General features: G+C 41.4%; 14 protein-coding genes. 11 read left to right on the top strand and 3 right to left on the bottom strand.

What is annotated here, in order from left to right; all coding sequences use genetic code 11:
* Positions 1-9 precede the first annotated feature (9 nt).
* The 8 genes from GQF63_RS01455 (at position 10) to GQF63_RS01420 (ending at position 9,258) form a co-directional block, all read left to right on the top strand.
* Positions 10-1,350: an endo-1,4-beta-xylanase gene (locus tag GQF63_RS01455; RefSeq protein WP_212592425.1), complete on the top strand. Its 1,341-nt coding sequence runs from the start codon at positions 10-12 to the stop codon at positions 1,348-1,350.
* A 17-nt stretch (positions 1,351-1,367) separates the two neighbouring features.
* Positions 1,368-2,936 carry an endo-1,4-beta-xylanase gene (locus tag GQF63_RS01450; protein WP_160367309.1) on the top strand — a complete coding sequence of 523 codons (1,569 nt, stop codon included), beginning with the start codon at positions 1,368-1,370 and terminating at the stop codon, positions 2,934-2,936.
* A complete protein-coding gene (locus tag GQF63_RS01445; protein ID WP_160367308.1) occupies positions 2,937-4,187 on the top strand; it encodes an MFS transporter in 1,251 nt (416 codons plus the stop codon).
* Complete coding sequence (locus tag GQF63_RS01440) at positions 4,141-4,929, top strand: IclR family transcriptional regulator (RefSeq protein ID WP_160367307.1); 789 nt, start codon at positions 4,141-4,143, stop codon at positions 4,927-4,929. The genes GQF63_RS01445 and GQF63_RS01440 overlap by 47 nt, the downstream gene beginning before the upstream one ends.
* Before the next feature lie 8 nt (positions 4,930-4,937).
* Positions 4,938-6,128 (top strand): enolase C-terminal domain-like protein, encoded by a 1,191-nt coding sequence (locus GQF63_RS01435; RefSeq protein WP_160367306.1) that lies wholly within the window; start codon positions 4,938-4,940, stop codon positions 6,126-6,128.
* A gap of 10 nt (positions 6,129-6,138) precedes the next feature.
* Positions 6,139-6,888: an SDR family NAD(P)-dependent oxidoreductase gene (locus GQF63_RS01430; RefSeq protein ID WP_160367305.1), complete on the top strand. Its 750-nt coding sequence runs from the start codon at positions 6,139-6,141 to the stop codon at positions 6,886-6,888.
* A gap of 29 nt (positions 6,889-6,917) precedes the next feature.
* On the top strand, positions 6,918-7,625 hold the full coding sequence (locus GQF63_RS01425) for an RraA family protein (protein ID WP_160367304.1): 708 nt from the start codon (positions 6,918-6,920) through the stop codon (positions 7,623-7,625).
* Between the two features lie 334 nt (positions 7,626-7,959).
* The gene (locus GQF63_RS01420; protein WP_160367303.1) at positions 7,960-9,258 is read left to right on the top strand and encodes a DUF389 domain-containing protein; all 1,299 of its coding nucleotides are present in this window, start codon (positions 7,960-7,962) and stop codon (positions 9,256-9,258) included.
* Positions 9,259-9,325: 67 nt separating this feature from the next.
* Here GQF63_RS01420 and nhaA read toward each other — a convergent pair whose 3' ends face one another.
* Positions 9,326-10,498 carry a Na+/H+ antiporter NhaA gene (gene nhaA / locus GQF63_RS01415; protein WP_160367302.1) on the bottom strand — a complete coding sequence of 391 codons (1,173 nt, stop codon included), beginning with the start codon at positions 10,496-10,498 and terminating at the stop codon, positions 9,326-9,328.
* Positions 10,499-10,811: 313 nt separating this feature from the next.
* Here nhaA and GQF63_RS01410 point away from each other — a divergent pair, with 313 nt between their 5' ends.
* Positions 10,812-11,327 (top strand): YciE/YciF ferroxidase family protein, encoded by a 516-nt coding sequence (locus GQF63_RS01410; protein ID WP_246163202.1) that lies wholly within the window; start codon positions 10,812-10,814, stop codon positions 11,325-11,327.
* 39 nt (positions 11,328-11,366) lie between these two features.
* Here the strand turns inward: GQF63_RS01410 and GQF63_RS01405 are convergent, their stop codons facing one another.
* Positions 11,367-11,861 (bottom strand): RNA polymerase sigma factor, encoded by a 495-nt coding sequence (locus tag GQF63_RS01405; protein ID WP_160367301.1) that lies wholly within the window; start codon positions 11,859-11,861, stop codon positions 11,367-11,369.
* A gap of 415 nt (positions 11,862-12,276) precedes the next feature.
* Here GQF63_RS01405 and GQF63_RS01400 point away from each other — a divergent pair, with 415 nt between their 5' ends.
* Both GQF63_RS01400 and GQF63_RS01395 read left to right on the top strand, forming a co-directional pair.
* On the top strand, positions 12,277-13,356 hold the full coding sequence (locus tag GQF63_RS01400) for a sensor histidine kinase (RefSeq protein WP_160367300.1): 1,080 nt from the start codon (positions 12,277-12,279) through the stop codon (positions 13,354-13,356).
* Between the two features lies 1 nt (position 13,357).
* Positions 13,358-14,017, top strand: a complete 660-nt coding sequence (locus GQF63_RS01395) for a response regulator transcription factor (RefSeq protein ID WP_160367299.1) — start codon at positions 13,358-13,360, stop codon at positions 14,015-14,017.
* A 29-nt stretch (positions 14,018-14,046) separates the two neighbouring features.
* Here GQF63_RS01395 and GQF63_RS01390 read toward each other — a convergent pair whose 3' ends face one another.
* Positions 14,047-14,937 carry an SDR family oxidoreductase gene (locus tag GQF63_RS01390; RefSeq protein ID WP_160367298.1) on the bottom strand — a complete coding sequence of 297 codons (891 nt, stop codon included), beginning with the start codon at positions 14,935-14,937 and terminating at the stop codon, positions 14,047-14,049.
* Positions 14,938-14,993: the final 56 nt, after the last annotated feature.

Here is a 14,993-nt window from a genome sequence, read left to right as displayed (position 1 = left end):
ATAATAGCAATGAATTTTAAATTAGGAATTAGTTTTATAAGTCTAAGTTTTATGGCTTGCCAATTATTTGCACAGGATAATAAACAGGTTATGAGTGCTGCCTATAATGCCATTTGGAATGAACAAGTGCAGGAGCAAATAGATGATAGGATTGAAAAGTTCAGAAAAGTTGATGCGTCAATCCGCTTTTCCGATATCAAAAAGAATTCCACTGTAAAAGTGGAACAGTTAAAACATGATTTCATTTTCGGCAGCAATATCTTTTTATTCGATCAATACAAAACAGATAGTCAGAACACGGCTTATAAAAACTTATTTCTGAATTTGTTTAATGCGGCAACCATTCCTTTTTATTGGAAGACCTTAGAACCAGAAAAGGGAAAACCAAGATTTACCAAAGATAGCGCTCCAATTTATCGCAGGCCAGCAACCGATCCGGTAGTTGAGTTTTGCGAAGCGAACAATATCGACATGAATGGCCATACCATCATATATGGAATGCGCCGCTGGGCCCAGCCGACCTGGATGCCTGAGGATCGTAAAATAATGGAGCAGGAATTCGAACAACATATCAAAACGCTGGCGCAACGCTATCAAGGTAGAATTCAACGTTGGGATATTGTTAATGAGTCTATCGATCAAGCTAATCGCGGATTGATGCCCGATGATTACACTTATAAATGCTACCAATGGGCGAAGGCCTATTTTCCGCCCTCTGTATTATTCAATATGAATGATTGCGATTTGAGTTGGAGTGCGCAACAACTGCGGCGCTATGTAGAAATCATCCGCAATCTTAAAGATCGACAAGCCAAGGTAGATGTCACAGGCATTCAAAGCCATATTTTTAATCCGCAGGGCGCTAAAGCCATTGCTGAAGGGGCTCCCAACCTTACGCCAGATCTTATAAGTTCGAAGCTAAGTATATTAGATTCTGCTGAACTTCCCATTCATATTAGTGAGGTCACTATTTCGGCACCCGATGCTAGTGCCCAAGGGGCTGCTATTCAGGCGCAAATTGCGCGAAACCTATATCGTCTTTGGTTTAGTCATCCTTCTATTATGGGCATAACCTGGTGGAATGCCGTTGACGGTGGTGCAGCGGAAGGGGAACCCTCGTTATCCGGCATATTGGATGAAAACCTAGCACAGAAACCTGTTTATCATGTTTTGCGTCATTTAATCCATCAAGAATGGTCAACCCAGATACAGCAGAAAATTAATGCAGATAGTAGCCTAGCCTTTCGGGGGTTTAAAGGAACGTATAAAATAAGCTGGACCGACAAAAAGGGCAAAAAGCAAGAAAAGCAAGTAACCTTAGGCAATCAAGCCAATGCAATAAACCTTTAACGAAAAACAACTAACTAATGAAAGAAAAAAACAACCTACCCAAGCGGCTATTACAAATAGCTTTAATGATTGCTTTGTGCAATAGCACGAGCCCAACCATGGCGCAGGAAACTACCTATCAGGATGCGAAGAGTGTGATGAAAGAAGGCTATTGGAAGCTTTGGAATGAAGATGTGCAAAAGAAGATTGATGCCGATATTGATAAATATAGAAAAGCCAATGCCGAGGTCCGTATTACCAACGTGACCCCGGGTACTCAAGTGCATGTGGAGCAAATCTCTCACGACTTTGTCTTTGGTGCCCATATATTTAACTATGATCAACTAGGAACTGAAGAACGCAATAAGCGCTATAAAAAACTATTTGGAGAGTTCTTTAATTCAGCAACGGTAGCCTTTTATTGGAAAAAGTTTGAAATGGAACACAACCGTCCTCGTTTTAAACAAGAGTATTGGGATACAGAAGAATTTTGGAATAACGTAGAGAATCCTAAAAGCCAACCACACTGGCGTAGACCTGCTCCAGAAGCTATTCTTGATTATTTAGATCAGGTAGGCATCCGTATTCATGGCCACCCAATTATATGGGGAACAAGAAGATGGCATCACCCGGAATGGCTCATGGCATTAGCCCCGGAAAATGAACAAGCCATATTAAAAAGTTGGTTCCCTGATCCTCATAATAACCTCGACCGGGAAGGTGGAAGTGAGGAATATAACAAACTTACGGTAGATCAAATCGCACAAAAAGTACCGGTATTTACCAGTATCCTGGAAAAGGAATTTGAACAACGGGTCATAGATATGGCGAAATACTACGGCAACCGAATTCCAAGCTGGGATGTAGTGAATGAAAGTGCAACGGACTATGCGAATGGAAAAATGCTCAAAGGAAAACGCATTACCAAAAGTCACTATGGCATTATGCCCGGAGATTATACCTTCAATGCTTTTAAAACAGCGAAAGCACATTTCCCGAAGGAGGTATTGTTGAATATCAACGATTATAAAAACGATAAATCCTATGCAGATCAGGCCAAAGACTTGATGGGTCGGGGAATGAAAATCGATATTTTAGGGTCTCAAATGCACTTGTTTAATCCGAAGCAATGTTTAGATATTGCGGAAGGACAGGATATTGAAAGCCCAACCAAGGTGATTGAACGCATGAAAGTGTTAAGTGCCGCAAATCTACCGATTCACTTAAGCGAAATTACAATTACAGCGCCAAATGATGATGAATTGGGCCGTAAGATTCAAGCGGTGGTGGCGCGTAACTTATATCGCTTGTGGTTCAGCACTGAAAAGATGATGGGCATTACCTGGTGGAATGTTGTCGATGACTGTGGTGCACCTGGCGAGCCAACCACCTCGGGCTTATTCACGAGAAATATGGAGCCTAAACCTGCCTATTTTGCACTAAATGATCTGATTCATGGCGAATGGAAAACAACGTTAAACGCAGCTGTTCAACAGGATAAAATCAAATTCCGTGGTTTTAAAGGGAAATACCGGTTAACCTGGAAAGATAAAGACGGAAACGCCATGGAAAAAATTGTAGAACTAAAAAACGACCTAAGCATCTAAATGAAAACATCTTCGTCCAGCCAATCTGGCGGTATCGCGTTTAAATGGGAACTGATTTTCCTGTTATGGGTTGCCTATTTTTTAAATCAAGGCGATCGGCAGATTTTCAATGTAGTTATTCCTTTAATTAAGGATGACCTGCAAATAAATGATATACAGATTGGTTGGGTGGCCAGTATTTTCACCCTTGTTTATGGCCTATTGGTGCCCATCGCAGGTTTGCTTAGCGATAAAATGAATAAGGGAAAGATCATCTTTTTAAGTTTGATGATCTTTAGTATTGGAACTTTGCTTACCGGAATTGGAAATGGCGTATTTGCCTTAGTCTTATTCCGTAGTATTGCTACAGGAGGTGGGGAAGCCTTTTATTACCCGGCAGCAAATTCTTTAATAGCGAGGTTTCACCATGAAACGCGTGCAACGGCCATGGCTATTCACCAAACGAGTTTATATGCTGGTATCATCCTTAGCGGCTTTATTGCTGGTTACATCGGTGAAAACTATGGCTGGCGGATGGCTTTCTATGTCTTTGGTATCATCGGTATCCTGTGGGCCTTTATCATCTTATTCAGACTGAAAAAGCGCGCCGGAACGGAGGAAGCTATTCCTACAGAAAACCACGAGCAAAATGCATGGGAGGTCTTAAAGATTGTAGCCAGTAAAAATACTGCTATTCTATTAAGTGTCGCCTTTGGCTTTATGTGTTTCGTGAATATTGGATACCTCACTTGGATTCCGACCTACCTTCATGAAAACTACCAACTTTCCTTAGCATCTTCAGGCCTCAACTCCACCCTCTATCATTTTATAGGTGCATTTTTTGGGGTCTTGCTAGGCGCTAAAATAGCCGATAAATATTCCTTTAGGCGCATCACAGTTCGATTGGAAATACAAGTTTTAGGTTTGCTGATTGGTGCGCCTTTCATTTATCTTATCGGTCAAAGCAATTCCTTACCTTTAACTTACCTTTACATGTTGCTTTTCGGTTTTTTTAGAGGGGTTTATGATTCAAACCTATTTGCCGCCCTCTTTGATGTCATAGAAATAAAATATCGTGCTGCTTCTACCGGCTTTATGCTATCCTTCGGTTTTGTTGTAGGCGCATTCGCACCGGTATTGTTAGGCTATATAAAAATGAATATGAGTATGAGCGTTGGCATTACCCTGCTTGCCTTCTGTTATGTTTTAGGGGCCATTGCAATTTATGTCGCATCCAAAATGTTTTTCAAAAAAGAATATATCTCACAATAAAGACATTCTTATGATACAGGTCATTCATAGAGCGGTTGATATTATTGAATATATCGCTACAGATGTGCATAAAGCACATAGTTTGAGCGAAATCGCAGAGCATTTAAAACTTAATCAAGCTACCTGCGCAAATATCATTAAAACCTTAGTCGAGCGGAATTTTATCGAACAAATGGGCTATAAAAAAGGCTACAAATTAGGGTACATGATATATCGCCTTGGCAACATTGGCTCTTTTGAAGAGCAGCTCATCAAAGTGAGTACAGACCCGATGGAGCATTTACGTAGCAAACTTAATGAAACCTGTTTGTTAGCTATTTTAAGAAAACAAAATCGGGTTACCATCCATCAAGTTAATGCAGAGCGCGATTTGATGGTTCGATCTTCCATCGAAAAAGTAGCCTACAATAGTGCTTCAGGGCGTTATTTGCTTGCCTATCTAGGGGATGCTGAACTGGAAGATTTTATCGCAAAATATGGATTGCCCAGCGTGGATGAATGGCCGGAGGCCACCAATGAAACGCGCTTTTGGGAACAGATTAAACGGATTAGAAATGATGGTTATTCCAAGCAGGTTACACCAACACATATCATTGGTTTCGCCTACGGAATTCAAAAAGAAGGTAAAGTAATCGCTTCCTTAAGTGTTTATCTTCCCTTATCAAGGCTCAAAGAACATGGGGAAAAGGAAATTATTTCATCAACCATCAAAACAGCACAAGAAATAGAAAAATTAATCTAAACATTTATATGAAGATCATTGATTTAAGAGTGAGATGTGTAGCCATTCCATTGAAGGCTCAATTAAGACATAATACAGGCGTACATCCTGGTTATTTCCTGCGAACCATTCTAGAATTGATTACGGATGAAGGGATTGTGGGTTTAGGCGAAGTTGGAGGTGGAGACCAACGTGCAGCCCTGACTAAATTAAAACCCCGCATTGTGGGTTTAGATCCCTTTCATTTAGAAACCATTAAAATGAAAGTACTTCGCAGTATTTATTATATGTCGAATGCGCGTTTATATGCGGCGATAGAAATGGCATGCCTGGATATTCAAGGTAAGGTATTGGGACGTCCAATGAGTGATTTATTAGGCGGGCGCTTGCGTGAGGAAATCCCTTTTATTGGCTATTTATTTTGGCGATATGACAGGGAAGATGGTAAGCATGATGAGCGTGCGGAGGATTTGGCCGATTACTGTGTGCAATTGCATGAGGAGTTAGGCGTTAATGCCATGAAATTGAAAGCAGGGGTGATGGATCCGATGGAAGAAGCCAGAGTGCTGGAGCTTTGTCGCAAACAGCTAGGTAATGATTTCGGACTACGTATTGACCCTAATGGCGTTTGGTCTGTGCAAACTGCCGTTAAAGTAGGTAAAAGGTTGGAAGACTTGGGGATTGAATATTTTGAAGACCCTTCATGGGGATTGGAAGGCAATGCTGCGGTACGCAAGCAAGTACGCATTCCCATTGCCACAAATATGTATCCCAATAAATTTGATGACCTCGGTCCGGCCATTCGCTTAGGGGCAGTAGATATTATCCTCACCGATATCCATTATTGGGAGGGGCCAAAAGGGGTTAAAGATCTATGCGCTGTTTGTAACACCTTTAACCTGGGCATTGCCATGCATAGCGGCGCCGAATTTGGAATTGAATTAGCCGCCATGCTACATACGGCTTCTACCATTCCAACCATGAACTATGCGGGTGATGCGCATTACCACTATTTAACGGACGACATTATTCAAGAGGGTCTATTTCAATATAAAGACGGAAAATTGAAAGTGCCTGATGGCCCTGGTTTAGGCGTTAATCTGGATGAGGAAAAAATGGAAAAATATGAACGCTTATATGAAGAGAAAGGCGATTACTATGCTCGTTTCCATGCAGATGCCTATAAGCCAGATTGGTTTCCAATAGTAGGGGGCATTTAATTCAAATAACATGGAAAATTCAGTACATAATTTGAAGAGAGCATTCATCACGGGTTCCTGCGAAGGGATTGGATTTGCCATGGCCAGCAGCTTATTTGCGGCGGGCTATCAGGTGATATTACACGACAAGCAAGATGAGGATAAATGTTTAAAGGCCCTGACCCACTTTGGGATAGAGCCGAAGAAAAATGTCAACTATTTCTTGGCCGATTTTCAATCCCCAGAAGCCGTAGCTGGGCTCTGCGAAAAGTTACCGATTATCGATGTCTTAATTTTAAATGCATCTACCCAAATTCGAAAAGATTTCTTAACGATCAACTTCGAGGAATTCAAAGAACAGGTGTTTACCAATTATTGGTCTAGCATTGCATTGATTCAACAGGTGCTACCAGCCATGCAACAAAATAAATGGGGAAGGATTATCACATTAGGCAGTGTGCAGGAAAAGAAGCCTCATCCGCAAATGGCCATCTACGCGGGCACCAAATCCGCCATCGCTAATTTGGTTATCAACCTTGCTGCTCAATATGCCAAAGACGGTATCACAATTAATAATGTTTCGCCGGGTGTTTATGAAACCGCAAGAAATATAGAAGCCCTCTCGAATGCTGATTATGCAAAAGCCATCCTGAAAAAAATACCGACAGGATCTTTTGGTAACCCCGCAGATATCGCCGCATTGGTAACCTTATTGGTTTCCCAACAAGGACAATACATAACAGGCCAAACCATCTATTGCGATGGAGGCATGAGTTTATAAACATTCAAACACTTTATACATCAATATTTATGGAAAAGATAGATTATCCTTTAAGAAAATTCGAAGTAAATTATGACGCTTCAGCAATCAACGATCGATTTAAAAAACTTTATACAGGTTTAGTATATGACGCCATGGAAAGCATGGGCTTGAAAGGTAGGGCCATGAACAGTGGGGTATATCCTTTGGTGCATACCATGAAAGTTGCAGGCCATGCCTTTACCATGCATGGCAAGGCAACGCCAAACCGCGATGCTTACACCCATAATATCCGATTGGGATTGATGAAAAGCATGACCGATGGTTGTGTACAAATTCGGGATACCCAAGGCGATGTGACCTGTGGTCAGTTTGGTGAAATCAGTGCAACTGCGGCTGCTGCTGCCGGTTGTGTGGGTGCCGTAATCGATGGCTCTACCCGCGATTCGAATATCTTAATCGATATGGATTTCCCAACATTTTGCCGGTTCCGAAACCCTGTAGAAGCCTATGGCCGATTTATGATTGTCGATTATCAGATTCCCATTTTTGTAAAAGGTATCGATGGTACCATCGTGGTGAACCCTGGCGATTATGTTTTTGGAGATAACGATGGGGTTGTCATAGTGCCATATGAAAAAACGATAGAAGTGCTTCAACTTGCAGAAGAGTGGTGTGCTTCGGAGGCCAGAAGCCGACAAGCCATGGCCGATGGCCGAGATCCTTTCGATGTTTACGAAGAGTACGGCAGATTTTAATAAGCATTAACAATAAAAAGCGAGAGGCTACCTTTTTGGGATAGCCTCTCGCTTTTTATCAGCATTAAAAGAAGGCCTTCATATCAAGCATTGAACTAGGCCTTTAAACACTTTTTTATGAAGCCTTTTATTCCCTAAATATAGTCCTTTGCAATAAGGGAGGAAAGGGGTTTGAAAGGGGAGTGAATTGGGTGTGAAAGGGGACTAAGAAAAAGAAGGTTCCGTTTTGATTGGAGCCTTTCCTTTACAGCCTCCACAATTTTTCCTCATATTCTCCGCAGAAAACCTACATTTGTTCAACACTATTTTTAGACTATCATTTTTTTCAAATCCTATGATCAAATTACTTCGGTTTTTTAACCTCCATTATGGTGAAGATTCGCGCGAGAATGTGTTAGAGAATGTAGTTTCCAATATATCTTTCCGCGGGGCCAACCTATGGATTTTAGCTTGTGCCATTGTTATTGCTTCGGTGGGATTAAATGTCAACTCTACCGCTGTCATTATTGGTGCGATGCTAATTTCTCCCCTAATGGGTCCGATTGTGGGAGCCGGATTTGCCTTAGGAACCTACGACTTCGATTTGTTGAAAAAGTCCGGAAAGAACCTGGCTATCGCTACGGTAGTTAGCCTATTTGTTTCCTTTTTATACTTTTTGTTAAGCCCGTTTAAGGAGGCGCAATCTGAATTATTAGCGCGTACGGCGCCCAATATCTACGATGTGCTCATTGCCTTTTTCGGTGGATTGGTAGGGGTTATCGCCATTACGCGTAAGGAGAAAGGAAATCCGATTCCGGGGGTCGCTATTGCGACGGCCTTAATGCCGCCACTTTGTACAGCGGGATACGGCTTGGCCATCGGCAATCTTTCTTACTTCTCTGGCGCGATTTACCTCTATACCATCAATTGCTTTTTCATCTGTATTTCCACTTTTTTCATTGTGAAGCTGTTGAAATATCCGAAGGTGAAGTTTGTAGACGAGGTGCGCGAGCAACGTATAACGCGTACCATCTCCATCCTTATTCTGATTATGCTGGTACCTAGCTTTTATTTAGCCTATAGCTTATTGCAGGAAAAGAAGTTTATGCAGAATGTATCGAGCTTTATTCAACAGGAATTTAGCGATAAGGGCTATACGGTGATTTACGAGAAGACGAACTTTAATAGCCGCGAGAAGAAAATTGAATTGGCCTTTTTAAGCAAGCGCTTTTCGAAAACTGAAGTGCAAGATATCAATAGCCGGCTTGGCAATTATGGCTTAACCAATACGGCATTGGTAATTCGGCAAGATAGCACCGACCTTAAATCGGATATCCTGGCCGAAATCTCTAGGCAATCGCAGCATGTTTCCGAGAAGGATATCACCATCCAGAACCTGCGTTCCGAGCTTGCTGGCTATACCTTTAACGATAAAGCCTTGATGGATGAAATTACGGCCTTATTTCCGGGTCTAGCGCCGTTTTCTATTGGAAAGCAGGTCGTGTATGCGGCAAAGGATAGTACCTATACCGAGAATGTATTGGTATATCAAGCCGAAAAGGCGATGGATGCAGACGAGCGTAAAAGATTGAGCGATTGGTTGAAGGTGAAGCTAAAATCAACCCATGTACGCGTTGTTCGAAGTACAGAATAAGCGTTTTATACCAAACAAAAAGGAGGAGCTATGCGATCATAGCTCCTCCTTTTTGTTTATTCAATTTTTAGTAAGTTCGCTTACTACCTACACTCAAAATGGAGTAGCCGATAATTCCAGCCAAGAGGGAAGTGATTAAGATGGATAGTTTTGCTTCAGCAATATGCAAGGCCGAGTCATAAGATAACAAAGCAATAAATATGGACATGGTAAATCCGATACCTGCCAAGAGTCCTACACCTAAGATGTGCTTCCAACCGGCTTGCTCGGGTAAAGAGCTTAATCCTGTTTTACTACAGATGAAAGCTGTCAAAAGAATACCAATCGGCTTACCCAGTAATAATCCTAAGGAGATTCCCAATCCGAGTGGGGCAGTCAAGCCGGCAATCATGCTCGATTCCAAGGTGATGTTGGTATTGGCAAAGGCAAAAATCGGGATAATTAAGAAGTTTACCGGGTTTACCAAGGCATGTTCTAATCGCTCCAATGGCGATTCTTTGGCTGTGTCGTTCGTCGGAATGGTCATAGCCACTAACACCCCAGCGATGGTGGCGTGGATGCCCGAGTGGTGAATGAAATACCAAATGAATACGCCTGGAATAAGGTATAGATAAGGGTTTTGGATATTCAATCTATTCATAATCACCAATACCGCTAAACCTATTCCTGCGTAAAGTAAATACGTCGTTTCTATTCCCGATGAGTAGAAAAAGGCAATCACAAGAATAGCGATTAAGTCGTCTACAATAGCTAATGCTGCCAGGAAAATCTTAAGGCTGGCAGGAGCTTTTTTACCCACCAAATTGATAACAGCTAGGGCAAATGCAATGTCCGTTGCCATGGGAATGCCCCAACCAGAGGCCGTATCTTGGCCGCTATTAAAAATAAGATAGATGAGCGCAGGTACTGCTGCACCACCGATGGCACAGAGGATAGGAAGAGATGCTTTCTTTGGCGATGATAATTCGCCCTCTACAATCTCCCGTTTTATCTCCAAACCTACCAAGAGGAAGAAGATAGCCATTAATCCGTCATTGATCCATAAAATAACAGGATAGCGAAGATGGATACTATCGGTTTCAAAGCCGAGCTGCTGATCTAATAGATTTTGAAGCGCAGGTGCAAAACTGGTATTGGCAATAATAAGGGAAAGAATAACACAGAGAAAGAGCATAATTCCCCCGGCATTGCTAGACTGCAAGAATTCTTTAAAGACTTTTAAGTTAATGAGTTTTGGCATATGTATGTTGAGTTTTTAACAGATTCATAGTGCAATTTGAGGGTTAAAAAACCTCTTTCTGCTTGTGATAAGCTCCGAAAATAGCCAAAACAGGTTAGAGTAAGATGAATTATTGCATAGATTGCATCTATATTATATTTTTTTAATATAAGTATTACGAATATCAATCCTTTCGCTACCGTAAATTTTACAACCCTGGGCGGGCAATTGTCGCAAAGGCAACCGGTATAAATACCTAAAGTTTAATAAATATTAACCTTTTTTTGTTGCCTACTGTTTAAGGGATATAACGTAAAATTTAAAGGAACAAATTATGAGTAAGATGAAAAAAGATGCAAAAGAAAACATGCCAAACGGGCATTTACATGAACTCATGCTGGATGAATTAAAAGACATCTTCAATGCAGAAAAGCAGTTGTTGAAAGGCTTAAAGCTGATGCAATCTAAAGCGAAAGAAGAAGCCGTACGTGCTGTTTTTACCAGTCATTTAGCAGAAACCGAACAGCAGGTGGAGAAGTTGAAACAAGCTTTTAATTTACTGGATCTGCCGGTGCGAGGGAAAAAATGCAAGGCCATGGAAGGACTCTTGAAAGAGGCCGAAGAAATTATCGGTGATTTTGAAGATACGGAGGCATTGGATGCCGCCTTAATTGCTGCAGCCCAAAAAATTGAGCATTATGAAATTGCTAGCTATGGCACCTTGGCCACTTATGCCAAGATGATGAAACATGATGATGTGGCGGCTATTTTTGCGGAAATATTGGAAGAGGAGAAGAATGCAGATGAAAAATTAACCGAAGTTGCCATGAGTCATGGTAACAAAGAGTAAATAAGCATAAAGGCCTTTTTCGTTAAAGGCCTTTATAAATTAATTTTCGTACGCTTGCAATTTCTTCTTTAACACCTTTCGGATGGTATGAATCCGGGTTTTAATTGTTCCTTCCTTTTTTTTGGTATGCGCTGCTATCTCATGGTATTTAAATCCTTCCAGATACATACTGAATATTTCATAATTCTCGGCAGATAATTCCTTCAATGCGGCTTCCACATCTTTAATCACAAAGCCACCTTCCGCATTATTATTGGTTTTATGTGATCCCCCTTGCGTATAGGTTATTTCATTCGTGGCGATGCGATGAATGCTTTCACGTCTATATTTATTGAGGTAGATGTTTTTCATAATGACGTATAACCAAGAAATCAGTTTGGGGTTGTTCATAAACTTCTCCAATGATTTTAGGGATCGGATGAGGGTTTCTTGAACCAGGTCTTCCTTTTCAAATTGGTCCTTTGTAAAATTAGTGGCCAACCGTTTTAAAACGGCGGTATTTTCTAGGATCATATTATTTAGTGCGGTTTTCATGCTGGATATATGTTGTTGTCTATATATAACGTTCTGATTTAGAGTATAGTTTAAGCTTTTTGACATCAAGCTAAGATTCAGGTATTTATCGCTTTTTACGTATTTTTTACGAAAAAGGGCAATAAGTTGTTAGAATATCGGTTTATGTAAGTATTTAGCTTAGAGTTTCTTAATAGGAAAGCTGACTTAAGAATTTCATACTTACGAAGAAGAGGTTTTACGCAGAAAATCAGCGTTAAATTTGGGGAAATTACGAGAGGTTGCGGTTAATACGTGAAATCTTTTATTTATACGTAATAACACGTAAATCCCCTTCCAACACTAGGATTGGAAGCATAATAATCAGTATTTTTACTTATCTATCTATCTTTTTAACGAAATCCTTAAGTCTCCATGCCGATTTAAAGGTAAGCATATGAACCCTCTGGAACACGAAGATTGGAACAATAATTCAAGAATGCGACAGTATTCTTTATTTGATGAAGAATTCGGTAAGGAATTGTTTAGCATCGATGTTTTTTTTAAGAATGGGCCATTTGCGTATGTTTTTTTAGATAAGTTTTTCCAGGTTTTTCATGTCAACCAGCGCTTCGAATATCTTTTTAAACAGGAAGAGGCGCAACTTAGGGGGCGCAATATCTTTGAGTTACTCCATGGTGAGGATGCCCTTAAACTGCAAACCATTTTTGAAAATAAAGATGCCCAACACGATGCGGTATTACTTCATATCGCCTACATTCAAGGGGATGGTTCCTTTAATTGCATGGATACCTATGTGAAGAAATATACAAATCCATTCGGTGAAGCGCAGTATTGCCTCTTAATGTTCGACGATGAGTTGAAGCCCAATGAAGAATGGGCGGTAGACAAGCGGGAGGTTTTTAAAGCCATAGTAGATACCCAAGAGCAAGAGCGCATACGCATTGGGAGGCAATTGCACGATAGTGTTGCCCAATTGCTGTATGCTGTTCGATTAAACCTGCAACATTTTGTGCTACAACAGCCGGAGCATATAGCCTTTATGAAGCCCCTGAAACAATTGCTGAATGAGGCGATTCATCAAATTCGAAATATCTCCGTGGATTTGGTACCTTCTGTATTGCATGATTTCGGTCTTATTGCAGCCGTTCGCGCCATGGTGGAGCGGATTTCAACGGTAGACTTCAAAGTAACCTATTTCTTGCCAGCAGCAACAGAGGAGCTTTCCGAAGATTTAAAATTAGTAATCTATCGGATTCTTCAGGAATTATTGAATAATACCATGAAGCATGCGGCTGCAACGGAAGTCAGCATCCGTGTAAGGATGAATGAATCGACCATCCTGATTCAGGTGCAGGATAATGGTGTTGGCTTTTCAGCATCCTTGCCATTGAGTATGAAGAATGGCTCTGGATTGCGAACCATAAAAAATAGAACAGATTTATACCAAGGTGAATTGTTGTTGGAAAATAATAAACCCGGCGCAAAAGTGACGGTAAAAATAAAAGGATGTTAAAATGAGTGAAGTAAAGATATTGTTAGCAGAGGATCATTTGGTGGTTCGAAATGGGATTAAATTATTGTTAGATTCCCAGGAAAATTTTACCGTATGCGCCGATGTGAACAATGGACGGGAAGTATTGGAGCTCCTAAAAACGGGCCTAAAAGTTGATGTGTTGATTACCGACCTCAGTATGCAGGATATGGATGGCTTACAACTCGTGCAGGAGATGAATTCCTTATATCCCGATATTAAAGTCATTGTGTTAACCATGTTGAATTGCCCCCAACATGTTTGTAAGTCTTTCGAAAATGGAGCCAAAGGGTATTTGGTGAAAAACGTGGGAGCCGAAGAGATGGTTTTTTGTATTAAGCATGTGCATAAAGGCGGTCGGTATTTATGTGAAGAGATTGCGATGGACTTTGTTCAAATGTCTATTGAAAAGCATAATTGCATCCCCATGCCTGTAGATCTAAGCGAATTGGACTTATCCAATCGGGAGCTTGAGGTGCTGCAGTTGTTAAGTGAGGGGCTGACCAATCTTGAAATATCAGATAAATTATTCCTCAGTAAACGAACCGTAGAAGGGCATCGCCAAAACCTCATAGAAAAGACGAAATCTCGAAATACGCCAGCACTCATTAAATTTGCCATGCTGAATGGCTTAATAAAATAAGGAAGGTGGGGTTTTTAACCCCACCTTTTTTATATAGTGATCCGGCCACCGGTGACTGGAATTGTTGCGCCTGAGATATAAGAAGCTGCCGCACTGGCTAGAAAAACATAAACGGGCGCTATCTCTGCTGGCTGCCCCGGCCTACCCATCGGGGTATTGGCGCCAAACTTTTCATGATCGGGAATGGTGCTGGGAATTAAAGGCGTCCATACAGGGCCAGGAGCTACCGCATTGACGCGGATGCCGAGGCCTTCTTCCAAAAATTGCTGGGCCAGATTAGAAGTGAAGTTTTGAATGGCCGCCTTGCTGGCGGCATAAGGCAAAAGGGTAGGGTTAGGGTCGTAAGCATTTACTGAGGTGGTGTTGATGATGCTACCTCCCGTGCGAAGATGTGGCTTTGCATGCTTCGTGAGGTAAAACATGGCACTTAGATTAACCTCAAAGGTTTTGTTCCATTCTTCGGCACTGATATCTTCAATCTTTTTATACGACATTTGATAAGCCGCATTATTGATGAGCACGTCTATTTTCTTAAACTTCCCTACCACCATCTCAATGAGTTGCTGGCAAATGCTTTCTTGCCGGATATCACCTTTGAAAAGGATGGCCTCCCGACCGGCCTTTCTTACCCAATCTGCGGTATCATCGGCATCTTCCTGTTCAATATCTTCTTTAAAGCCAATGATAATATCAGCACCTTCACGTGCCATCGCAATGGCCGTAGCCTTCCCAATGCCGGAGTCGGCGCCTGTGATGACCACTACCATCCCCTGTAGTAGTTTATTGCCTTTGTAGGAGTACTCACCATGATCCGGATAAGGATCCATGAGCTTGGATTGTCCTGGCGGTTCTTGATCTTGCTTTTTGAAAGGTGGGGTAGGGTATAATGATTTTGGATCCCCTTGTTGTGTAGTTTCCATATATTGTTCCTTTTGGAGGGAACAGTTACTAAGGGAAATCGTTTGCGAATTGTGGA

The organism is Sphingobacterium humi (assembly GCF_009768885.1).
Lineage (GTDB): Bacteria > Bacteroidota > Bacteroidia > Sphingobacteriales > Sphingobacteriaceae > Sphingobacterium > Sphingobacterium humi.
This window is presented reverse-complemented; position numbering and strand designations above follow the sequence as displayed.

Bases quoted from the DNA above. Each gene is read 5' to 3' on its own strand.
- GQF63_RS01440 (WP_160367307.1), top strand. From the start codon at position 4,141: ATGTCGCATCCAAAATGTTTTTCAAAAAAGAATATATCTCACAATAAA.
- nhaA (WP_160367302.1), bottom strand. From the start codon at position 10,498: ATGCCAAAACTCATTAACTTAAAAGTCTTTAAAGAATTCTTGCAGTCT.
- GQF63_RS01420 (WP_160367303.1), top strand. From the start codon at position 7,960: ATGATCAAATTACTTCGGTTTTTTAACCTCCATTATGGTGAAGATTCG.
- GQF63_RS01400 (WP_160367300.1), top strand. From the start codon at position 12,277: ATGAACCCTCTGGAACACGAAGATTGGAACAATAATTCAAGAATGCGA.
- GQF63_RS01390 (WP_160367298.1), bottom strand. From the start codon at position 14,937: ATGGAAACTACACAACAAGGGGATCCAAAATCATTATACCCTACCCCA.
- GQF63_RS01455 (WP_212592425.1), top strand. From the start codon at position 10: ATGAATTTTAAATTAGGAATTAGTTTTATAAGTCTAAGTTTTATGGCT.
- GQF63_RS01405 (WP_160367301.1), bottom strand. From the start codon at position 11,861: ATGAAAACCGCACTAAATAATATGATCCTAGAAAATACCGCCGTTTTA.
- GQF63_RS01425 (WP_160367304.1), top strand. From the start codon at position 6,918: ATGGAAAAGATAGATTATCCTTTAAGAAAATTCGAAGTAAATTATGAC.
- GQF63_RS01445 (WP_160367308.1), top strand. From the start codon at position 2,937: ATGAAAACATCTTCGTCCAGCCAATCTGGCGGTATCGCGTTTAAATGG.
- GQF63_RS01430 (WP_160367305.1), top strand. From the start codon at position 6,139: ATGGAAAATTCAGTACATAATTTGAAGAGAGCATTCATCACGGGTTCC.
- GQF63_RS01450 (WP_160367309.1), top strand. From the start codon at position 1,368: ATGAAAGAAAAAAACAACCTACCCAAGCGGCTATTACAAATAGCTTTA.
- GQF63_RS01410 (WP_246163202.1), top strand. From the start codon at position 10,812: ATGAGTAAGATGAAAAAAGATGCAAAAGAAAACATGCCAAACGGGCAT.
- GQF63_RS01395 (WP_160367299.1), top strand. From the start codon at position 13,358: ATGAGTGAAGTAAAGATATTGTTAGCAGAGGATCATTTGGTGGTTCGA.
- GQF63_RS01435 (WP_160367306.1), top strand. From the start codon at position 4,938: ATGAAGATCATTGATTTAAGAGTGAGATGTGTAGCCATTCCATTGAAG.